Consider the following 21,244-nt stretch of genomic DNA (forward strand, 5'->3'; position numbering starts at 1 on the left):
CCCCGGCATGCCGGGGCTTTTTCATGGGCGCGATCGTTGCGGTCAGAGGCCCCAGGCCGACAGGTCGGGGGACCACACCGCCGGCGCCAGCACCGGCTCCAGCGTCGCGGCGCAATCGAGCAGGGCCGCGTCGCCACCGGCGGGGGCCAGCAGCTGCACCGCCAGCGGCATGCCTTCCTGGTCCAAGCCGGCCGGCAGCGCGATGGCCGCCGCGCCCAGGAAGTTGGCCGGGCGCAGCAGCTTGCCCAGGCCCGTGTGGCGCACGTCGGCGGCGTCCAGCGCCTGGGCCGCCTGGTCACAGGCCGGCATCAGGAGGGCGTCGATGCCCTGCATGGCGGCGGCGAACGTCGCCATGTCGGCCTGGCGCCGCAGCAGCGCGGCCTCGTAGTCGGCCTGGGCAATGCGGCCGCCGGCGGCGATGCGCGCGCGCACCACTTCCCACAGCGGCTGGGCCGGGTCTTCGGCCAGCGCGCCGAAATAGCGATAGGCCTCGTAGGCCAGCACCAGCGAATTGTCGTCCGCCATGCGGGCGAACGACAGCGAGGCGGGCGGATGCCAGGTCTGCGGGGTATGGCCGGCCTGATCCAGCCGTTCCTGCGCCTCGTGCCAGATCCGCAGGCCTTCATCGGCCAGCGGCGCGGGCCAGGCTTGCGGCGCCAGCACGGCGACGGCGCTGCCACGGCGCGCGGCGGGGCGGCGCAGGGCCGCGATGCAGGCCGCGGGCAGCGCCAGGGTGGCGGCGTCGTCGATGTCCGGGCCGGCCAGCACCTGGGTCAGCAGGCGGGCGTCGGCCACGCTGCGGGCGATGGGGCCGAGCACATCCAGGGTGTCCGACAGCGGCAGGCAGCCGGCGCGGCTGATGACGCCCGACGAGGGCTTGAAGCCCACCACGCCGTTCAGCGCGGCGGGGGCGCGCACCGAGCCGCCGGTGTCGCCGCCCAGCGCCAACGGCGCCAGGCCGGCCGCCACCGCGACGCCGGCGCCGCTGGACGAGCCGCCGGGCGCGCGCGCGGTGACCGCGTCCCAGGGGTTGCGGGCCGTGCCCTGGGTCGGATTCTGTCCCGACAGGCCGAACGCGAATTCGGTCATGCGGGTCTTGCCCAGGATCACCATGCCCTGCGCCGACAGGCCGCGCACGGCGGCGGAGGTTTCATCACTGACGATGTCGCGCCGGGCTTGCGAGCCGCCGCTGGCGATGGTGCCCGCCCATTGCACGCTGTCCTTCACCGCCACCGGCACGCCATGCAGCGGGCCCATCGAAATGCCGGCCGCCAGCAGGCGATCGGCCGCGTCGGCCTGCGCCAGGGCGCGTTCGGCGGTGACCACGCTGTATGCGGCCAGGTCGGGCGCGCGGGCGATGCGATCCAGGAAATGGGTGGTGACCTGGCGCGAACTCAGTTCCCCCGCGCGGATGGCGCGGGCGAGTTCGCGGGCTTCTCGGAAATGCAGGGCGGTGTCTTGGTCTGGCATGGCTCTCACGAAAAGGAAAAGCTTTCCGGTCCTGGCGGGACCGGAAAGCGCTGATGCGGGGCGTCAGGGCCTGAGCGGGTCTTACTTCAGCGAGTGGCCGCGGGTTTCAGGCATGCGGATGAAGGTGATCAGCGTGATGACGGCGCCGGCCAGCACGTAATAGAAGAACCAGCGCTCCATGCCCTTGCTCTGCAGCCAGGTCAGCAGGTACGGGGTGGTGCCGCCCAGCAGCGCCACGACCAGGTTGTACGGGGTGCCGATACCGACGGCGCGCACGCTGGTGGGGAATTGCTCCGACATGATGGCCGGCGCGATCGACGTGTACATGGCGTACAGCACCAGGCCGAACAGTTCCACGGCCAGGATCGAGCCGAACGACGGACCCAGCGTGGTCATCAGCGGGTAGAAGAACACCAGGTAGCCGGCCGCGAAGAAGATCAGCTGCGGCTTGCGGCCGATGCGGTCGGACAGCATGCCGAACACGGGCTGCACCAGCATGAAGACGATCAGCGCGACGGTGTTGGCGGCGAACGCGACCTGCGGATCGGCCTTGACCTGGCGAATGGCGTAGGTCGGCACGTAGGCCACGAAGATATAGAAGGCGAACGTCGTCAGGATCGAGAAGCCGACGATGCGCAGCACTTCACGCGGGTGCTCGCGCAGCAGGGTGCGCAGCGGCTGCTTTTCGATGCCGGCCTTCTTGGCGTGCGAGAAGGCCTCGGTTTCCGGAATCGCGCGGCGGATCCACATGCCGGCCAGGCCGCCCAGCGCGCCCAGGAAGAACGGGATGCGCCAGCCCCAGTCGGCCATTTCGGCCTTGGTCAGGGTCGAGGTCAGCAGCCAGCCCACGGCGGACGCGGCCAGGATGCCCACGGCGGCGCTGAAGAAGACGAAGCTGGAATAGAAGCCGCGCTTGTTGGGCGGCGCCATTTCCGCCAGGAAGGTCGTGGCCGAGGCATACTCTCCGCCCAGCGACAGGCCTTGCAGCAGGCGCGCGGCGGTCAGCAGCAGCGGCGCGGCCAGGCCGATGGTGGCATAGGTCGGGGTGACGGCGATGATCAGCGAACCGCCGGCCATCATCAGGATGGTCAGGCCCAGCGCGGCCTTGCGGCCGTAGCGGTCGGAGAAGATGCCCAGCACCCAGCCGCCGACCGGGCGCATGAAGAAGCCGACGGCGAAAATGCCGAAGGTGGCCAGCAGCGCGGTGGTCTCGTTGCCTTCAGGGAAGAACTGCTTCGAGAAGAAGATGGCGAATGAGGCATAGATGGTCCAATCGAACCATTCCACCGCATTGCCTACACTACCGGCCAGAATCGTGCGGGCGCGCGACACGGGCGCGGCGTTTGCCCCCTGCGTGGCGCGCAGGGTTGCGGAAGGGGTACTCATAACGTCCTCGGTTTTATTTTTGGTCAAATAGACAGTTAAATTTTGTGTTTTTATCAATGCGCGAACGTTAGATTAATGAATATGGTCACGTCAAGTAAGGGTAAGCCCCTAATGCCGGCGCTCGATGACACCGATCTGGCCTGCCTGATCGCCCTGCAGGCCGACCCGCGCGCCTCCTGGCGCGAGCTGGGCGCGGCCACCGGCATCGCCGAGCGCACGGTGGCCCGTCGCATCAAGCGGCTGATGGATGCCGACGCCCTGCGTGTCATCGCCGAGGCCGACCCGCTGGCCACGGGCCGCGGCGTGGTGCTGCACGCCTGGGTGCGCTGCCGCTCGGGGCGCGTGGCCGAAGCGGCCGAAGCCCTGGCGAGTCTCGCCATCACCCAGCTGGTCGTGACGCTGGCTGGCACCGCCGACCTGATGGCGGAGCTGACGCTGGCGGACGCCGCCGACATGCCCGACGTGGTGACGCGCGTGCTGCCGTCCATCGACGGCGTCGAGCAGGTGGAGGCGCGCCTGGTGCTGCGGCCGTTCCGCCGCGCCGGCCAATGGCGCATCCAGGCCGACGGCACCGCGCCCGAAGGGCCGGACCCAGCCAGCCAGACGCCGGTGGCGCTGACCGAGCCCGAGCAGCGCATCGTGGCGCACCTGATGCGCGACGGCCGCGCCAGCCTGGCCGAATTGTCGGCCCATGCCGAGGTCAGCGAGCCCACCGCGCAGCGCCTGCTGCAGCACCTGGTCGAGCGGCGCGCGCTCAGCTTCCGCGTGGAGGTCGAACCGGCCCTGGTGGGCTTTCCGGTCGAAGCCGTGATCTCGGTGCAGGTGCGCCCGCAGGCCGTCAACGCCCTGGCCGCGCACCTGGCGCTGGATCCGAACACGCGCTGCCTGTTCGGCACCAGCGGCGCCTCGCAGCTGTTCTGGCACGTGCTGTGCCGCGACAGCCTGCACCTGTGGGACGTGGTCACGCGCAGGCTCGGCGAGCTGGACGGGGTGCTGGCCAGCGAGGTGGGCGTGGTGATGCGCGCCTACAAGCGCTGCGGCATCGTGCGCGAAGGCGCGCGGCTGGGCGCCGACGCCGCCTGAGCGGGCGTGGTCCCTACCAGACCGCGGCCTGCGAGCCCGGCGCGCGCAGATGGCGGGCGAAGCGCTGCGCCAGGAAATCCACGAAGGCCAGGGTCTTGGCCGGCAGGTTCAGGCGCTCCGGGTACAGCACGTGGATGTCGGCCGGCGGCGTCGACCACTCCGGCAGGATCTGCCGCAAGCGGCCGGCCCGCAGGTGGTCGGCGGTCTCCCATTCCGATCGCATCACGATGCCGTGGCCGTCCAGGGCCCATTCCAGCGCGCTCTGGCCGTCGTTGGAACTGACCGGGCCGCGCACCTTCACGGTCTCGGCGCGCTGGCCGGATTCCAGCCGCCAGGTGCCGTAGGCCACGTCGTTCTCGCGCACCACGATGCAGCGGTGGCGCTGCAGCTCGCCCGGCGCGCGCGGCTCGCCGAAGCTCTCCAGGTAGCGCGGCGAGGCGCACAGCAGGCGCCGGTTGGAGGCGATCTTGCGGGCCGTCAGGCGCGCGTCGGGCAGATCGCCGAAACGCACCGCCACATCGAAGCCTTCCTCGATCAGGTTCAAGGGCCGGTCGGTCAGGCGCAATTGCACCTCGACTTCCGGATACTGGCGGGCGAAATCCGAAACGGCCGGAGCCACGTAGGCGCGGCCGAAACCGAAGGTGGCGTTCAGCCGCAGCAAGCCCTGCGGCTGCGCCCGGCTGCTGGAGACCGAGCGTTCCAGCGCCTGCAGGTCGGCCAGGATGCGGCTGCCTTCCGCCAGGTACAGCTCGCCTTCCTGCGTGACGCTGACGCGGCGCGTGCTGCGATTGAGCAGGCGCACGCCCAGGCGCTGTTCCAGCTTGGCCAGCCGCGTGCTGACCGCCGGCGGCGTCAGCCCCAGTTCGCGCGCGGCCGCCGACAGGTTGCCGTGCTTGACCAGCAGCGAGAAGAAAGCCAGGTCGGAGAGCGCATCCATGGCGTTATTTATAAATCAGATTTAATAAAGATTTAGGTATTTAGCTAATTATAAGAATGAAGTGGGCTTATACACTGGGTTGACCGATACAGAGCCGCCTCACGCGGCCGTCCACGAGGAGACCCGACCCATGAAGACCCGTCATCTATTGCGCAGCCTGGGCGCGCTTGCCGCCACCGCTTCCTGTTGGATGGCGCCGGCCACCGCGGCCGACGCCTTTCCCCAGCGGCCCGTCACCCTGATGGTGCCGTTCGCGCCCGGCGGCAGCGTCGACATCGCCGCCCGCCTGATCTCCGACGCCTGGGGCAAGGCCCTGGGCCAGAGCGTGATCGTCGAGAACCGCGCCGGCGCATCCGGCAACATCGGCATGGCCGCGGTGGCCCGCGCCGAGCCGAACGGCTACACGCTGGCCATCAACACCATGTCGCTGGCGATCAATCCGGCGTTGTTCCGCAGCATGCCGTTCGACACGGTGCGCGACCTGCGCTCGGTCGGCACGGTCGGTACGTCGCAGCACGTGCTGACCGTGTCGCCGTCGCTGCCGGTGAACAACGTCAAGGAACTGCTCGACTACATCCGCGCGCGTCCCGCCAATGAACTGAGTTTCGGCTCGGCCGGCACCGGCAGCACCTTCCACATGGCCGCGGAGCTGTTCAAGTCGGTGTCCGGCACGCAGATGCTGCACGTGCCCTACAAGGGCGGCGGTCCGGCCATGGTGGACACCATCAGCGGGCAGGTGCAGATGAGCTTCCCGGTGCTGTCGGCGGCCAAGCCGCAGGTCGATGGCAAGAAACTCAAGGCGCTGGGCGTGACCGGCACCGCGCGGTCGCCGCTGCTGCCGGACGTGCCTACCATCGCCGAGTCCGGCCTGCCCGGCTACGCCTTCACCACCTGGTTCGTGATCAGCGCGCCCGCCGGCACGCCGCAGGCGGTGGTGGACACGCTCAACGCCAGGCTGGCGCAGGCGCTGCGATCGCCCGAGCTATCCGAACGCATGCGCCGCGAGGGCTTCGATCCGCTTGTCTCCACGCCCGCCGAGACCGATGCCATGGTCAAGGGCGAGATGACGCGCTGGGCCGGCATCGTCAAGGACGCCGGCATCGAGGCCAACTGAGCGGCGCCACAGGTTTCATCGCGCCCCGCGCGGGCGCGTCTTTTTGCAAGGAAGCACCGACATGCCCGGCATGACGCTATACGACAAACTGGTGGCCAGCCATGAAGTGGCCCGCATCGACGACGAGCACATCCTGCTTTATGTCGATCTGCACATCATGAACGAGTACACCAGCCCGCAGGCCTTCAGCGGCCTGGCCGCCCGCGGCCGCGGCGTCCTGCGTCCCGGGCAGCAGATGGCGGTGGTGGACCACATCATCCCCACCCATCCGGTGCCGGCCGCGCTGCGCGTGATTCCGGATGACGCCTCGTCGCGCCAGGCCCGCAACCTCAAGCGCAATTGCGACGATCAGGACATCGCGCTGTTCGACACCACCGATCCGCTGCAGGGCATCGAGCACGTGATCGCGCCCGAGCACGGCATGATCCTGCCGGGCATGGTGGTGCTGTGCGGCGACAGCCACACCACCACCTACGGCGCGCTGGGGGCGCTGGGCTTCGGCATCGGCACCTCGGAAGTCGAGCACATCCTGGCGACGCAGACGCTGGTCTACCGGGTCGCGCGCAACATGCGCATCCGCGTCGACGGCAGCCTGCCCGCGGGCGTGTCGGCCAAGGACCTGGTGATCTACGTGGTGCATCGCATCGGCGCGCAGGGTGCGCGCGGCCATGCCGTGGAGTTCTGCGGCAGCGCCATCGACGGCCTCTCGGCCGAAGCCCGCATGACCCTGTGCAACATGACCGTCGAGGCCGGCGCGCGCGCCGCGCTGATCGCGCCGGACGCCACCACCGACGCCTATGTCGCCGATCGCGCGCGGCACCTGGACGCCGGCGAGCTGGCGCAGGCGCGGGCCTACTGGGCCACCCTGCGCACGGATGCCGACGCCGCCTTCGACGCCGAGCATGTCTTCGACGCCGCGCGGATCGCGCCGTTCGTGACCTGGGGCACCAGCCCCGACCAGGCCATGCCGATCACCGGCACGGTCCCCGATCCCCAGGCCGAGCCGGACGCGCTGGCGCGCCTGGCGCTGGAAAAGGCCGTGGACTACATCGGCCTGCAACCCGGCGCGCCGATCGCCGGCGTGCCGATCGAGCGGGTCTTTATCGGCTCGTGCACCAACGGCCGCATCGAGGACCTGCGCGTGGTGGCCGACATCGTGCGCGGCCGCAAGGTGGCGGATGGCGTGCGCGCCATGGTGGTGCCGGGCTCGGGCGCGGTGCGCGCCCAGGCCGAGGCCGAAGGCATCGCCGCCACGCTGGTCGATGCCGGCTTCGAATGGCGCCAGCCGGGCTGTTCGATGTGCCTGGCCATGAACGACGACGTGCTGCGGCCGGGCGAGCGCTGCGCATCCACCACCAACCGCAACTTCGAAGGCCGCCAGGGCCGCGCCGGACGCACCCACCTGATGAGCCCCGCCATGGCCGCCGCCGCCGCGCTGGCCGGCCGCATCGTCGACGTGCGCGACCTGGAGAACCTGTAATGAACCAGATCATCAGCGGCGTCGCCGCGCCCCTGCCGTACTCCAATCTGGACACCGACCAGATCATGCCCAAGCAGTTCTTGCGCATCATCGACAAGGCCGGGCTGGACCGCGGCCTGCTCTATGACCTGCGCTTTGACGCCGACGGCGCGCCGCGGCCGGACTGCGTGCTGAACCAGCCCGCCTACGCCGGCGCCGCGGTGCTGGTGGCCGGGCCCAATTTCGGCTGCGGCTCCAGCCGCGAGCACGCGGTCTGGGGCCTGATGCAGTACGGCATCCGCGCGGTCGTGGCCGCCAGCTTCGGCGAGATCTTCTATTTCAACGCGCTCAACAACGGCCTGCTGCTGGTGAGCCTGCCGCCGGCCGAAGTCGACGCGCTGCTGGCGCGGGTGTCCGATCCCGCCGGCAACCGCGTCGAGATCGACGCGCTGGCGGGCACGGTGCGGGCCGCGGACGGCTGGAGCGGGCATTTCGACCTGCCTGCGCGGCACCGCCGCATGTTCTCGCAGGGGCAGGACATGGTGGGCGCCTCGTTACAGCAGTTGGCGGATGTGGAACACTTCGAGACCGGCCACTGGGCCCGGCATCCCTGGATGAAGGACGTGGCGCGTCGCGTGCGCGACCGGCTCGGCCAATGAACGCCACAGACTGAGAGGCACAGACCGCAATGACCGCTTTCTTCGATCTTCCCGTGCGCCGCCACGAGGTCCACGGCATCCACATCGCCGCGCGCATCGACGGCCAGGGGCCGCCGCTGCTGTTGCTGCACGGCCATCCGCAGACCCACGCCATCTGGCACCGGGTCTGGCCCGAACTGACGCGCCGCCACACCTGCGTGGCGGCCGACCTGCGCGGCTACGGTGACAGCGACAAGCCGGCCGCGACGCCGGACCATGCCGCGCATTCCAAGCGCGCCATGGCTGCCGACATGGTGGCGCTGATGCGCGCCCTGGGGCATGAACGCTTCGACGTGCTGGCCCACGACCGCGGCGCCCGCGTCGCGCACCGCCTGGCGCTGGACCATGCCGACGCCGTCGGCCGCATGATGCTGCTGGACATCGCGCCGACGCTGGACATGTACGAAAACACCACCCGCGCCTTCGCCCAGGCCTACTACCACTGGTTCTGGCTGATCCAGCCGGCGCCGATGCCCGAGACCATGATCGAGCGCGACCCGGTGTTCTACCTGCGGTCGGTCATGGGCGGGCGCCCCGGCGGCCTGGCGCATTTTTCCGATGAGGCGATGGCCGAGTACGAGCGCACCGCGCGCCTGTCCGGCTGGGCCACCGGCATCTGCGAGGACTACCGCGCCTCGGCCACGCTCGACCTGGAGCACGACCGCCAGGGCCGCGCGGCGGGCGAGCGCCTGCGCCTGCCGCTGCGCGTCCTGTGGGGCGAGCGCGGCGCGGTCGGGCGCAATTTCGACGTGCTGGGCCTGTGGCGCGCGGTGGCCGACGATGTTTCCGGCGGGCCGCTGCCCGGCGCTCACTATCTGGCCGAGGAAACGCCGGACGCATTGTTGCGCGAGGTGTCCGGTTTTTTTGACTGGGACGGGCGCTAGCCAGGCTGTCAACCAAGCCAAGGCGGAGGGTAGGGACATCCAAAAAGGGACGCAACCCTGGTGGTAATCTTCGGCCATGAATGCTTCCTTTGCCGATCTGACCGAATTGCCTGAGCCCGAGGACGCCCAACGCGCGTTCCGGACCTCGGATTCCCCCTGCGTTGCCGTTTGTTCCACGCTGTTCGACGACATCTGCAGGGGCTGCGGCCGCACGGCCATGGAAGTGGCCAACTGGGTCTTCATGACCGAAGAGGAAAAGCGCGAGGTCTGGATCCGCATCAAGGCCCAGGGGTATCCGCGCCGCAACAACTAGCGCTGGCGGGCGGCCACGGGGCCGCGGTCTTGAGCATGTCACATGCCGCGGGCTAAATCGCGCTATTGCCCACTTCCGGCCCCATCATGCGCATCGTCCTGGTTACGGATGCCTGGCATCCGCAAGTCAACGGCGTCGTCCGCACCTGGACGACCATGCAGCAGATCCTCACCGAATGGGGCCACGAACTGATCGTGGTGAATCCCCAGGGCAGCCGCACCGTGCCGGCCCCGTCCGAGCCCGACCTGCGCCTGTGCCTGCAGCCGGGCCGGCAACTGCGCCGCATCCTCGGCGACATCGTGCCCGACGCCCTGCATATCGCCACCGAAGGCCCGCTGGGCCTGGCGGCGCGGCGCATGGCGCTGTCGCGCGGCTGGCGCTTCACCACCTCGTTCCACACCATGTTCCCCGACTACCTGCAGGCGCGCATGGGCATTCCCGCGGCGTTGCCGTGGCGCTTCCTGCGCTGGTTCCACCGGCCGTCGCAATGCGTGCTGGTGCCGACGCCAACGGTGCGCGACATCCTGGTGCGGCGCGAGTTCGCCAACCTGCGGGTCTGGTCGCGCGGGGTCGATCCGCGCAAGTTCCAGCCCACCCCCGGCCAGGCGTTCCACGACTTGCCGCGCCCGGTCTTGCTGTCGGTCGGCCGCGTGGCGCGCGAGAAGAACCTGGATGCCTTCCTGTCGCTGGACCTGCCCGGCAGCAAGGTGGTGGTCGGCGCCGGTCCCGATGAAGCGCGGCTGAAAAAGCGCTTTCCCGGGGCCGTGTTCCTCGGCATGCAGAACGATGACGCCTTGCCGGCCTTCTACAGCGCGGCCGACGTGTTCGTCTTTCCCAGCCTGACGGATACGTTTGGTCTGGTAATGCTGGAGGCCATGGCCTGCGGCACGCCGGTGGCCGCATTCCGCAGCGAGGCGCCGCTGGCGGTGGTGGCGCAAGGCGTCACCGGTTTCCTGGACGAGGACCTGGCGCACGCCTGCCGCGCCGCGCTGACGCTGGACCGGCACGCGGTGCGCGAGCACGCGCTGACGCGCAGCTGGGATTCGGTGGCCTCGGACCTGCTGGCATCGCTGGTGCCGCTGACGCCGGGCACGGAACTGGCCAGACCGCTGATCCAGGCGGGCTGAGCCGCATTCGGGGACGGGCGGCCCACGGTCGTTCCCGCCCGCCGGGCATTCCCCCGGGCAGGCCAAACCGGTACAATGCTCGGCAATCCTGAGGAGCGTTGCGACGACCCTGCGGTTCCCGTCATGGACCATGCCCTGGCCCATGACCCGCGGAACCCGGTTCGCCAGGCTCAGGAATCCTTGTTCAAACGTCGCGCCATGCGCGGCGTTACAGCAACGGCGCTCACCTTTGTCGCGTATGGCGGAAAAGGCGAGCACTCGATTGTCGTGGTGGTTTCGCGTTGTCCGGCCGTATCGTGCGCCGTTCGTTTTTCACGTGGAGCCTACAACACCATGAACGCTGTAACCGATAAATCCTTCTCCGACTACCTCGTCGCCGACATGTCGCTGGCCGGCTGGGGCCGCCGCGAGCTGGCCATCGCCGAAACCGAAATGCCCGGCCTGATGGCCATTCGCGAAGAGTTCGCCGCCAAGCAGCCGCTCAAGGGCGCCCGCATCGCCGGCAGCCTGCACATGACCATCCAGACCGGCGTGCTGATCGAAACGCTGGTGGCCCTGGGCGCCGAAGTGCGCTGGGCCTCGTGCAACATCTTCTCCACGCAGGACCACGCCGCCGCCGCCATCGCCGCGTCCGGCACGCCGGTCTTCGCCGTCAAGGGCGAAACGCTGGAAGAGTACTGGCAGTACACCCACAAGATCTTCGAATGGCCCAATGGCCAGAACGCCAACATGATCCTCGACGATGGCGGCGACGCCACGTTGATGCTGCACCTGGGCACCAAGGCCGAGAAGGACATCTCGGTGCTGGCCAACCCCGGCAGCGAAGAAGAGCGCGTGCTGTACGCCGCCATCAAGAAAACGCTCGAGCGTGATCCGAAGTGGTACTCGACCCGCCTCGCCCTGATCAAAGGCGTGACCGAGGAAACCACCACCGGCGTGCACCGCCTGTACCAGATGTCGCAGAAGGGCGAGCTGGCCTTCGCCGCCATCAACGTCAACGACTCGGTCACCAAGTCCAAGTTCGACAACCTGTACGGCTGCCGCGAATCGCTGGTCGACGGCATCAAGCGCGCCACCGACGTGATGGTCGCCGGCAAGATCGCCGTGGTCGCCGGCTACGGCGACGTGGGCAAGGGTTGCGCCCAGGCGCTGGTCGCCCTGCGCGCCCAGGTGTGGGTCACCGAAATCGACCCGATCTGCGCCCTGCAGGCTGCCATGGAAGGCTTCAAGGTCGTGACCATGGAAGAAGCCGCCGCCCACGGCGACATCTTCGTCACCGCCACCGGCAACTTCCACGTCATCACGCGTGACCACATGAACGCCATGAAGGACCAGGCGATCGTCTGCAACATCGGCCACTTCGACAACGAAATCGACGTCGCCGGCCTGGCCGACTGCACGTGGGAAGAGATCAAGCCGCAAGTCGACCACGTCATTTTCCCGGACGGCAAGCGCATCATCCTGCTGGCCCAGGGCCGCCTGGTGAACCTGGGTTGCGCCACCGGCCACCCCTCGTTCGTGATGTCGTCGTCGTTCGCCAACCAGACCATCGCCCAGATCGAACTGTTCACGCGCAACGAAGCCTACAAGTCGGGCGAAGTCTACGTGCTGCCCAAGCACCTGGACGAGAAGGTCGCGCGTCTGCACCTGAAGAAGCTGGGTGTGAACCTGACCACGCTGCGCAAGGACCAGGCCGACTACATCAGCGTGCCGGTCGAAGGCCCTTACAAGCCGAATCACTACCGCTACTGATGCTTGTAGCAAAATAGGGAAGTACCGCGCCATGTCGGCGCGGGCTTTCCGGTCCGCGGGGTTCCCCCGCATCGCCTGGCGATGACGGGGCCGCGGAGCGTCAATACTGGAGGTCGAACATGGCATTGATACTCGTCTGGATCCTGAACGCGGTGGCCCTGCTGGTGGTGGCCTACCTGCTGCCCGGCATCACCGTGGCCAGCTTCGGGTCGGCGCTCATCGCCGCGCTGGTGCTGGGTCTGGTCAACATGCTGGTCAAGCCGGTGCTGGTGTTGCTGACGCTGCCCATCACGATCGTCACGCTGGGTCTCTTCCTCATCGTCATCAACGCCTTGTTGTTCTGGTTCGTCGGCTCCGTGCTGAAGGGCTTCCAGGTCAACGGGTTCTGGTGGGCCGTGGGCGGTGCGATCCTGTACAGCATCATTTCGGGCCTGCTGACCAAACTGATCCCCTGAATTCCCACCCCCGAGCGCTACGCGCTCCCCCTCAAGGGGGCGTGCCAGCGGACCGGCAAAGCCGGCTCCGCGGCACCCCGAGGGGGCGCGCCTGTTTCATGCGATGCGCGTAGCGCTATGGATAACTGATCCGATATGTCCGACTCGACTTCCCCAGCATTTAGCCTGGAATTCTTCCCGCCGCGCGATCTCGCCGGCCAGGAACGGCTGGTCCGCGCGGCCAAGCAGATGCTGGCGATCCAGCCCAAGTACGTCAGCGTGACCTTCGGCGCGGGCGGCTCCACCCGCGCCGGCACGGCCGATGCCGTGCGCACGCTGCGCAACCTGGGCTGCGATGCCGCGCCGCACCTGTCGTGCGTCGGCGCCTCGCGCCAGGACCTGCGCGATATCCTGCAGACGTACAAGAACGAAGGCGTGCGGCGCGTGGTCGCCCTGCGCGGCGACCTGCCCTCGGGCATGGGCGGCGACGCCGGCGAGCTGCGCTACGCCAACGAACTGGTCTCCTTCATCCGCGAGGAAACGGGCGACTGGTTCCACATCGAAGTGGCGGCCTACCCCGAAATGCACCCGCAGGCGGCCAGCGTGTCGGCCGACATGGATCATTTCGTGGCCAAGGTGAAAGCCGGCGCCGATGCCGCCATCACCCAGTACTTCTTCAACGCCGATGCCTACTTCGACTTCGTCGACCGGGCCCAGGCCAAGGGCGTGCGGGTGCCGATCGTGCCGGGCATCATGCCGATCACGAACCACTCCCAGCTGCTGCGCTTCTCGGAAATGTGCGGCGCCGAAGTGCCGCGCTGGATCCGCCTGCGCCTGGCGGAACTGGGCGACGACAAGGCCTCGATCCGCGCCTTCGGCGTGGACGTGATCACCGAGCTGTGCCAGAACCTGCTGGACAACGGCGCGCCGGGCCTGCATTTCTACACGCTCAACCACGCGGAAGCGCCGTTGGCGGTGTGGAAGGAACTGAGCGTGTGATGCTCGCGCCGCGCACCGTGCGGCAACGGAAAGGCCGGCATGCATGCCGGCCTTTTTTTATGTCGTCACGGTCATCTCACGGCGCTGCCGTCAGGCGCGTCTTGCCGGCCCGGCGGGTCGGCGAGATGGCGCCGTCATCCGTCGATGGCGCGAGTCCGGCGGGTCAGTCCGCGTACACCCCGGCCTTGCGGATGATCGGCCCCCACTTGTCCACCTCCGATTGCAGCCAGCTTTGCAGGCCGGCCGGCGTCTGCTTGGACTCGGGCACGATCTCGGCGCCCAGCTCGGCCATCTTCTGGCTGAAGGCGGGGTCCTTGAGCGCCGCGCGCAGGGCCTCGTTGAACTTCGCCACCACCTCCGGCGGCGTGCCCTTGGGCGCGTACACGCCGTGCCAGACTTTGACCTCGAAGCCCTTCAGTCCGCTTTCCTGCAGCGTCGGCGCATCGGGCAGCGTCTTGATGCGGTCCAGCGTGGTGACGCCATAGAGCTTCACGCGCTGCGCCTTGATATGCGGAATGGTCTGGGTGGTCTGGTCGCACAGCACATCCACCTGGCCGCCCAGCAGCGCGGTCAGCGCGGGCGCGGTGCCGGCGTACGGAATGGTCGTGAATTGCGTGCCCAGCGCCTCCTGCAGCAGCATGCCGCACAGTTGCGACACCGCGCCCAGCCCGGCGTTGGCCAGGTTGATCTTGTTGCCGTTGGCGCGCGCGTACTTGATGAACTCGACCATATCGCCCGGCGGCAGGTCCTTGCGGCCCAGCAGCGTCATGGGCACGTCGGCCACCTGGCCGACATAGGCGAAATCGGTCAGCGGATTGAACGGCAGCTTGCGGTACAGCGCCGGCGCCGTGGCCATGCCGTTGTGGTGGATCAGGAAGGTATAGCCGTCGGGCGCGGCGCGCGCCACGTGCGTGGCCGCCAGCGTGCCGCCCGCGCCGGGACGGTTCTCGACCACGATGCTCTGGCCCAGGGTCTTCGACATGGCGGCGCCCAGGCTGCGGGCCACGACGTCGGTGGGGCCGCCCGCCGCGAACGGCACGACCAGCGAAATAGGGTGGTTGGGATAGTTGCTCTGGGCCATGGCGGAACCGCCGGCCAGGCAGCCCAGGGCCAGCAGCGGCCCGGCCAGGCGCCTCCAGGCGCGCGGGGAAATAGGGGTCATGTCTCGTCCTTATGGGTGTTATCGCAACCCGCAAGGCAAGGCATGGCGGGCTGGCGCCAGTGTGGCGCGCCAGCCGGGAGATGAGAATTTGCGGTTTTACAAGCCGGGTTTAGGGAAGCGGAAAGCCGGGTTTATACGGTGGGACGGGTCCTGGCCCTGCCGTGTCATCGGTCGAGGCGGATCAGATCGCAGGCAGGAAGCGTCGCTTCGCGCATCCGCGCATCGAAGTACCGATGAAAGATCGCCCAGTCTTCATACTGGTCCGGGGCCGTTTCGTAGGCATGCAACCTGCCCATCAAGCCGCAGATCCAGTCGGCGCATTGCAGCGTCTGGAACAAATGGCTTTCACCCTGGATCGGAGGCTCGATCATGGCTCTGCATTTCTCGTTCTCGTCTTCGAACATGGCGTGGGTGCAGGCCTCCATATTGCGTTCACGCCAGAGATTGCCGGCCTGCTGTTCATCCAACATCACCAGGAACGTGGCGTTTCGCGCCCTGCAGAAGTGGTCTGCTATGCGTATCAGGCGGAGCAATTGGCGCTTGAAGAGATCGGCGGCACGGTGGGCGTGTACCTCGACCGATTTGCATTCCCCGGCGTAGACGACATAGCCCCCCGACTTGCGTATATGGCTCAGCAATCGCCCCGTCGACACCCGCAATTCTTTGTACCTGCTCACATTCTGGACCGTGTAGAGTTGCGCGCCCTTTTTTTCCCAGCGATGGGCTGGCTGATCCTGCCGGTCCAGTTCGAATCGCAGCAGGCGGCATTTGAGCCTGTAGAAATAGATGGCGAATTCGCGAACCGCGTCGGCCGGCAGCAGGAATCCACCGAAGCCGAACACGGGGCTTGTCTTGTACTGCGCATGGTCGCGGGAAAGAAAAGGGCCGACATGGCCGAATTCATCGAGATAAACAACGTAATGCACGTTCCGAGTCCTTTGGCAGGGTGTCAAAGGCGCTCGCAGAAAACACGAAAGCCCGCAGCAATTGCTTGCATGCGGGCTTCGGAAGGTGGGCATATGAAAATTCACATGCGTTGAAAGAAGTGTAAGCCGGCCCGAGAGCGCCCGCAAGCATCATGGCGGAAAACGTCGATTGCAGGCGGGCATTTTCAAGAATGCAGGACTGGTTCTCGCGGGTCTGGCACGCAGCCGCTATGTCCCCTAGCTGGGCTGATCCTTCCCCGGATCCTCCGCCAGCACCTGTGGCGCGGGATACACCGCCTGCGGCACGTCCACCGGTTCGGCGCGCAGCGGCTGGTGGACGCGGCTGGCGGGGACCAGCGACGCGGGATCCTCGGGGCTGGCCCAGAGCGGGTCCGGGATTTCGGCGAACACCTGGCGCAGGCGTTCGCCCCAGGTGCCGCGGATCATGCGGAAATACTCGTTGTGCTCGTCGATGCTGGCGAAGTGCGTGACGCGCAGCGCGTTGGTGTCGTACACCAGCAGATCCAGCGGCAGGCCGACCGAGATGTTCGAGCGCAGCGTCGAATCCATCGAGATCAGCGCGCACTTGGCGGCCTCGTCCAGCGAGGTGTCGGGGCGCAGCACGCGGTCCAGGATGGGCTTGCCGTACTTGGCCTCGCCGATCTGGAAGTACGGGCATTCGGAGCCAGCCTCAATGAAGTTGCCGGCCGAATACACCTGGAACAGGCGGCAGCGCTCGGCGCCGATCTGGCCGCCGAAGATCAGGCTGACGTTGAAGTCCACGCCCTGTTCGTGCAGGGCCTCGGCCTCGCGGTGGTAGACCGCGCGCACCGCGGCGCCGACCCGGCGGGTGGCCTCGAACATGTCGGGCGCGTTCCAGACGGTTTCGCCGCCCTCGTCGTGCTGGCGCGCCAGCGCGTTCAGCACGGCCTGGCTGACGGCCAGGTTGCCGGACGTCATCAGCACCATCATGCGTTCGCCCGGACGCTCGAAGACGGTCATCTTGCGGAACACGCTGATCTGGTCGACCCCCGCGTTGGTGCGGGAGTCGGACAGGAACACCAGGCCGGAATCGAGGCGGGCTGCAACGCAGTAGGTCATGATCTAAAAAAAGGAGAAACCACGCCGCCATTGTATTGCGGCGTGGCCGGGCGGGGTTTATTGCTGCGAGGCGGTCTGGACCTGCACGCTGATCTCCATGGATTCATCGCCGCCGCCGGTGCGCACGCCGCGTACCGGCGAGGCCGAGTCGTAGTCGCGTCCCACCGCCAGGCGGCAGTGGCAATCCGACGCGAATTGGCGATTGGTGATGTCCACGCTGGTCCAGCCGACGCCGGGCAGCCAGACGTCGGCCCAGGCGTGGCTGGCGGCGTGTTCGGCGGTCGTGTACAGGTAGCCGCTGACATAGCGGGCCGGCACGCCCAGGCCGCGCACGCAGGCCAGGAACAGGTGGGCATGGTCCTGGCAAACGCCATGGCCCAGCGCCAGCACCTGGCCGGCGGCGGTGGTGACGTCGGTGGTGCCGGGTTCGTAGGCCACCCGGTCGCAGATGGCGCTGGCCAGCGTCAGCACGTCGGCGGGGGCGTTCAGGCCGGCCGGCAGCACGTCGCGGGCGAAGGACTGGATGGTGTCGTCGGCCAGCGTCAGCGGCGTCTGCACGCAGTAGGCGTGCACCGGCAGGCGGCTGTCCTCGCCGCCCAGCGCGCCCTGCGCGAGCGAGCCGACCAGCACCTGCCCGACCACGCGCAGCTCGATCTCGGTGTGCGGACGGTTCAGCGTCAGCGTGTGGGTGATGTTGCCGTAGGCGTCCACCTGCTGCTCGAGCGCACCAGGCGCCTCGATGTGCCAGCGCAGCACGCGCTGGTGCTCGTCGTCGCGCGGCGTCAGCCGCAAGGTCTGGATGCTGTAGGTGACGGGTGCCGTGTAGCGGTAGTGCGTGACGTGCGTGATGATCTGTTTCATGCCTGTCTCCTTGTCATGCCGACAGCGGCACCAGGAAGTCCTGGCTGATGCGGTTGCCCAGGTCGTTGATGCGGTCCAGGAAGTGCTCCAGGTACTGGTGCAGTCCGTTATGCAGAATGTCCTCGACGCGGCCGAACTGCAGCTCGGCGCACAGCATGCCGGCGCGCCGTTCGGTCTCGGTCGAGCGCTGGTTCGAGACGCGCGCCAGGTCGTCGGCCACCGCGCGCATCGCCGCCAGCAGCGAACGCGGCATGTCCGGATGCAGGATCAGCAGCTCGGCCACGCGGTCGGGCGTGATCACGTCACGATAGACCTTGCGGTAGATCTCCAGCCCCGACACCGAGCTGAGCAGCGCCGACCAGCGGTAGAACTCGCTCTGCAGCGCGCTCGGCGCTTGACCGTCGGCGCGGCCCTCCTGTTGCTGCTGCGGCGTGCCGTTGCCGTCGTGTTCGTGGAACTTCACGTCCAGCATGCGCGCGGTGTTGTCGGCGCGTTCCAGGTGCATGCCGATGCGCAGGAAGTACAGCGCCTCGTCTTCCAGCATGGTGCCGATGGTGACGCCGCGCGCCAGGTGCGAGCGGAACTTGACCCACTCGAAGAACTCGCCCGGGTTGCGTTCCAGCAGGCCGGTGTGCAGATGCTTGAGCAGCTCCAGCCAGGTGGTGTTGTAGGTCTCCCAGACTTCGGTGGTGAGGCTGCCGCGCACGGCGCGGGCGTTCTCGCGGGCGGCGCGCATGCAGCTGTAGATGGACGAGGGGTTCTCGGCGTCGCGCACCATGTATTGCAGCACGTCCTGCGGCGAAACCACGGTATGTTTGGCATGGTAAAGCCGTTGCAGTTCGGAGATGCGCAGCACGGCGTTCCACGAGCCTTCGCGGGTCTGCGCGTCCTGCGGCAGCAGCGACATCTGCAGGTTCACGTCCAGCATGCGGGCGGTGTTCTCGGCGCGCTCGGTGTAGCGGCACATCCAGAACAGGTTGTCGGCGGTTCGGCTCAGCATCGTTATTCCTCCAGAACCCAGGTGTCCTTGGTGCCGCCGCCCTGGCTGCTGTTGACCACCAGCGAGCCTTCGGTCAGCGCCACGCGGCACAGGCCGCCCGGCACGGTGCGGATGTCCTTGCCGCACAGCACGTAGGGGCGCAGGTCGACGTGGCGCGGCGCCACGCCCGACTCGACATAGGTCGGCACCGTGGACAGCGCCAGCGTCGGTTGCGCGATGTAGTTGGCGGGGTTGGCGCGAACCCGGTCCTTGAACGACTCGACCTCGGCGCGGGTGGCCGACGGGCCGACCAGCATGCCGTAGCCGCCGGCGCCGTGCACTTCCTTGACCACCAGGTCGTGCATGTTGGCCAGCACGTGGGACAGTTCCTCCGGCCGTCCGCAGCGCCACGTGGGCACGTTCGACAGGATCGGTTCCTCGCCCAGGTAGAAGCGGATCATGTCCGGCACGTAGAGGTAGGTGGACTTGTCGTCGGCAATGCCGGTGCCGATGGCGTTGGCCAGCGTCACGCGGCCGGCGCGGTACACCGACAGCAGGCCCGGCACGCCCAGCGCCGAATCGGCGCGGAACGACAGCGGATCGAGGAAGTCGTCATCCAGCCGGCGGTAGATCACGTCGACCTTGCGCGGTCCCTGCGTGGTGCGCATGTACACCGTGTTCTGCTCGACGAACAGGTCCTGGCCTTCCACCAGTTCCACGCCCATCTGCTGCGCCAGGAACGCATGCTCGAAGTAGGCCGAGTTGTACATGCCAGGCGTCAGCACCACCACGGTGGGATCGTCGCCGCCATGCGGCGCCACTTCGCGCAGGTTGTCCAGCAGCAGGTCGGGGTAGTGCGCCACCGGTTCGACCTTGATGCGGCTGAACGCGGCGGGCATCAGCCGCATCGACATCTTGCGGTTCTCCAGCATGTACGACACGCCGGACGGCACCCGCAGGTTGTCTTCCAGCACGTAGAACTCGCCGGCGCCGGCGCGCACGATGTCGACCCCGGCGATATGGCAGTAGATGTCCTCGGCCACGTCCACGTCCTGCATCTCGGGGCGGTACTGGGCGTTCAGGAACACCTGCTCGGCCGGCACCACGCCGGCGCGGACGATGTCATGGCCGTGGTAGATGTCGTGGATGAACATGTTCAGCGCCCGCACGCGCTGCTTCAGGCCGGCTTCCAGGCGGCGCCACTCGTCGGCGGGGATGATGCGCGGGATCATGTCGAACGGGATCAGGCGTTCGGTGCCGGCGGCGTCGCCGGCCACCGAAAAGGTGATGCCGACCCGCCGGAAACTCAGGTCGGCCTCCAGGCGGCGCACTGCCATGGCTTCCGCCGATTGCTCCTGGTGCCAGCGCTCGAAGGCCTGGTAATGGGAGCGTATGCCGCCGGCGCTGTCGCGCATTTCGTCATAGGCGGCGGGACGGGATGATCTGTCCTTCATGGCTCCTCCGTTGCAGATGCTGACGGCCGGCTTGGGCGCGGCCGTTGTCCGGTCCGTGCAGGACCGGTCTGACTGAATAAGCAACCCGCATGCCAGCTTGGGCAGGGGCGTGCGGGCGCCGCCCTGGAGGTAAATATCCTCTCGTCGGCGGCGGATGGCTACCCTCCGGATGAACGGAGGGCTCGATGGCGCAAGCGGGACGGCAAGCCCCGCCTGGGGGTGAATGGCGGTGATGCCAGGGTGAAACGGGTCGGGATCCTGGCGGCGCGGGGTCGCGGCGACAGGGCGGACGGGCCGCGGCGGGGCCGCGTGGGCGAGGCGGGGGCTACCCGCGGGGGACGCCGCGCAAGGCGGCAATCGGCAATATCAGGGGCAGATCATAGGACTCGCACCGTTTTGGTGCAAGTCCTTGGGCGAGACTGGTGCGTCAGCGCAGGGTGTAGTGGTGCAGCGTGGTGCCACCGGGGCCCGGTTGCTCGTTGGGCACATGCGGCACCCAGCCGTCCGGGGTGATGACGGCGTCCAGGCGGAAGTCATGCGCGGCCGGCTCGTAGTCGGCATCCAGCTCGCCGCAGCTCCAGGCCACGCCGATGGCGGTGAAGGCATGGCCGCGTTCGCGCAGCGCCGCCAGGGTGCGGTCGTAGTAGCCGCCGCCGTAACCCAGGCGGTCGGCGGATTCGGTGTAACCCAGGGTGGGCACCAGCAGCACGTCGGGCAGCACCTCGGCGCCGTGCACCGGTTCCTGGATGCCGTAGGGGCCGGCGCGCAGTTCGGTGTCGGGCGTCCAGGGCAGGAAGGCCAGGGGCGCGTTGCGTTCACGCACCACCGGCAGCGCCACCGTGACACCGTTTTCCGTCCATTGCTCCAGCAGCGGGCGCAGGTCGGGTTCGTCTTCCATGGGCCAGAAGGCGGCCACGGTGCGGGGGGCCGGACGGCCGGCGCGGGCGGCTTCGTCGCGGGCCACGTTGAGCCAGGTGAACAGGCGCGCGCGCATCAGCAAGCCGCCGCGGCTGCGCTGGTCTTCGGGCAGTTCGGCACGCAGTTTCCGCAATCGCGTGCGTAGCTGGCTTGCGGTATCCTCTGGAGTATTTTGCGTAGTCATGCG

20 protein-coding genes and 1 riboswitch are annotated in these 21,244 nt (G+C 68.2%); of the genes, 10 read left to right on the plus strand and 10 right to left on the minus strand.

The window, feature by feature from the left end; translation table 11 throughout:
• Positions 1-42: 42 nt before the first annotated feature.
• Together I6I07_RS08555 and I6I07_RS08560 are read right to left on the minus strand one after the other, a co-directional pair.
• Positions 43-1,470: an amidase gene (locus tag I6I07_RS08555; RefSeq protein ID WP_198486318.1), complete on the minus strand. Its 1,428-nt coding sequence runs from the start codon at positions 1,468-1,470 to the stop codon at positions 43-45.
• Positions 1,471-1,551: 81 nt separating this feature from the next.
• Complete coding sequence (locus I6I07_RS08560; RefSeq protein ID WP_198486319.1) at positions 1,552-2,856, minus strand: MFS transporter; 1,305 nt, start codon at positions 2,854-2,856, stop codon at positions 1,552-1,554.
• A gap of 111 nt (positions 2,857-2,967) precedes the next feature.
• Between I6I07_RS08560 and I6I07_RS08565 the strand changes: the two genes are divergently transcribed.
• Positions 2,968-3,939 carry an Lrp/AsnC family transcriptional regulator gene (locus tag I6I07_RS08565; protein ID WP_232625973.1) on the plus strand — a complete coding sequence of 324 codons (972 nt, stop codon included), beginning with the start codon at positions 2,968-2,970 and terminating at the stop codon, positions 3,937-3,939.
• A 13-nt stretch (positions 3,940-3,952) separates the two neighbouring features.
• On the opposite strand, the gene I6I07_RS08570 is transcribed toward I6I07_RS08565, so the two are convergent.
• Positions 3,953-4,876 carry a LysR family transcriptional regulator gene (locus tag I6I07_RS08570; RefSeq protein ID WP_006391900.1) on the minus strand — a complete coding sequence of 308 codons (924 nt, stop codon included), beginning with the start codon at positions 4,874-4,876 and terminating at the stop codon, positions 3,953-3,955.
• Positions 4,877-5,006: 130 nt separating this feature from the next.
• Here I6I07_RS08570 and I6I07_RS08575 point away from each other — a divergent pair, with 130 nt between their 5' ends.
• The 9 genes from I6I07_RS08575 to metF all read left to right on the plus strand — a co-directional run bounded on the left by I6I07_RS08575 (position 5,007) and on the right by metF (position 13,656).
• Positions 5,007-5,990 carry a Bug family tripartite tricarboxylate transporter substrate binding protein gene (locus I6I07_RS08575; RefSeq protein WP_198486321.1) on the plus strand — a complete coding sequence of 328 codons (984 nt, stop codon included), beginning with the start codon at positions 5,007-5,009 and terminating at the stop codon, positions 5,988-5,990.
• Between the two features lie 61 nt (positions 5,991-6,051).
• Positions 6,052-7,470 (plus strand): 3-isopropylmalate dehydratase large subunit, encoded by a 1,419-nt coding sequence (leuC, locus tag I6I07_RS08580; RefSeq protein ID WP_198486322.1) that lies wholly within the window; start codon positions 6,052-6,054, stop codon positions 7,468-7,470.
• Positions 7,470-8,108 (plus strand): 3-isopropylmalate dehydratase small subunit, encoded by a 639-nt coding sequence (leuD, locus tag I6I07_RS08585; RefSeq protein ID WP_198486323.1) that lies wholly within the window; start codon positions 7,470-7,472, stop codon positions 8,106-8,108. Before leuC ends, leuD begins: the two co-directional genes overlap by 1 nt.
• A 29-nt stretch (positions 8,109-8,137) precedes the next feature.
• Positions 8,138-9,031 (plus strand): alpha/beta fold hydrolase, encoded by an 894-nt coding sequence (locus I6I07_RS08590; protein WP_198486324.1) that lies wholly within the window; start codon positions 8,138-8,140, stop codon positions 9,029-9,031.
• Between the two features lie 76 nt (positions 9,032-9,107).
• A complete protein-coding gene (locus I6I07_RS08595; protein ID WP_198486325.1) occupies positions 9,108-9,344 on the plus strand; it encodes a DUF1289 domain-containing protein in 237 nt (78 codons plus the stop codon).
• An 86-nt stretch (positions 9,345-9,430) separates the two neighbouring features.
• Positions 9,431-10,471, plus strand: coding sequence for a glycosyltransferase family 4 protein (locus tag I6I07_RS08600; RefSeq protein WP_198486326.1), 1,041 nt, complete (start codon positions 9,431-9,433; stop codon positions 10,469-10,471).
• An 84-nt stretch (positions 10,472-10,555) separates the two neighbouring features.
• A riboswitch (S-adenosyl-L-homocysteine riboswitch) is annotated at positions 10,556-10,703 on the plus strand.
• 101 nt (positions 10,704-10,804) lie between these two features.
• Positions 10,805-12,223 carry an adenosylhomocysteinase gene (gene ahcY / locus I6I07_RS08605; RefSeq protein WP_198486327.1) on the plus strand — a complete coding sequence of 473 codons (1,419 nt, stop codon included), beginning with the start codon at positions 10,805-10,807 and terminating at the stop codon, positions 12,221-12,223.
• Between the two features lie 119 nt (positions 12,224-12,342).
• Positions 12,343-12,678: a phage holin family protein gene (locus tag I6I07_RS08610; RefSeq protein WP_006391891.1), complete on the plus strand. Its 336-nt coding sequence runs from the start codon at positions 12,343-12,345 to the stop codon at positions 12,676-12,678.
• 135 nt (positions 12,679-12,813) lie between these two features.
• Positions 12,814-13,656, plus strand: coding sequence for a methylenetetrahydrofolate reductase [NAD(P)H] (gene metF / locus I6I07_RS08615; protein ID WP_198486328.1), 843 nt, complete (start codon positions 12,814-12,816; stop codon positions 13,654-13,656).
• 163 nt (positions 13,657-13,819) lie between these two features.
• On the opposite strand, the gene I6I07_RS08620 is transcribed toward metF, so the two are convergent.
• The 7 genes from I6I07_RS08620 to I6I07_RS08650 all read right to left on the minus strand — a co-directional run bounded on the left by I6I07_RS08620 (position 13,820) and on the right by I6I07_RS08650 (position 21,241).
• Positions 13,820-14,818, minus strand: a complete 999-nt coding sequence (locus I6I07_RS08620) for a tripartite tricarboxylate transporter substrate-binding protein (RefSeq protein ID WP_198486329.1) — start codon at positions 14,816-14,818, stop codon at positions 13,820-13,822.
• Between the two features lie 164 nt (positions 14,819-14,982).
• Positions 14,983-15,744 (minus strand): DUF3800 domain-containing protein, encoded by a 762-nt coding sequence (locus I6I07_RS08625; RefSeq protein WP_232625975.1) that lies wholly within the window; start codon positions 15,742-15,744, stop codon positions 14,983-14,985.
• 237 nt (positions 15,745-15,981) lie between these two features.
• Positions 15,982-16,845, minus strand: a complete 864-nt coding sequence (locus I6I07_RS08630) for a proteasome-type protease (protein WP_198486331.1) — start codon at positions 16,843-16,845, stop codon at positions 15,982-15,984.
• 57 nt (positions 16,846-16,902) lie between these two features.
• A complete protein-coding gene (locus I6I07_RS08635) occupies positions 16,903-17,706 on the minus strand; it encodes a transglutaminase family protein (protein WP_198486332.1) in 804 nt (267 codons plus the stop codon).
• A gap of 13 nt (positions 17,707-17,719) precedes the next feature.
• On the minus strand, positions 17,720-18,706 hold the full coding sequence (locus I6I07_RS08640; RefSeq protein ID WP_006391886.1) for an alpha-E domain-containing protein: 987 nt from the start codon (positions 18,704-18,706) through the stop codon (positions 17,720-17,722).
• 2 nt (positions 18,707-18,708) lie between these two features.
• Positions 18,709-20,139, minus strand: a complete 1,431-nt coding sequence (locus tag I6I07_RS08645) for a circularly permuted type 2 ATP-grasp protein (protein WP_198486333.1) — start codon at positions 20,137-20,139, stop codon at positions 18,709-18,711.
• Between the two features lie 427 nt (positions 20,140-20,566).
• On the minus strand, positions 20,567-21,241 hold the full coding sequence (locus tag I6I07_RS08650) for a 5-formyltetrahydrofolate cyclo-ligase (protein ID WP_198486334.1): 675 nt from the start codon (positions 21,239-21,241) through the stop codon (positions 20,567-20,569).
• Positions 21,242-21,244 lie beyond the last annotated feature (3 nt).

The organism is Achromobacter deleyi, from assembly GCF_016127315.1.
GTDB lineage: Bacteria > Pseudomonadota > Gammaproteobacteria > Burkholderiales > Burkholderiaceae_B > Achromobacter > Achromobacter insuavis_A.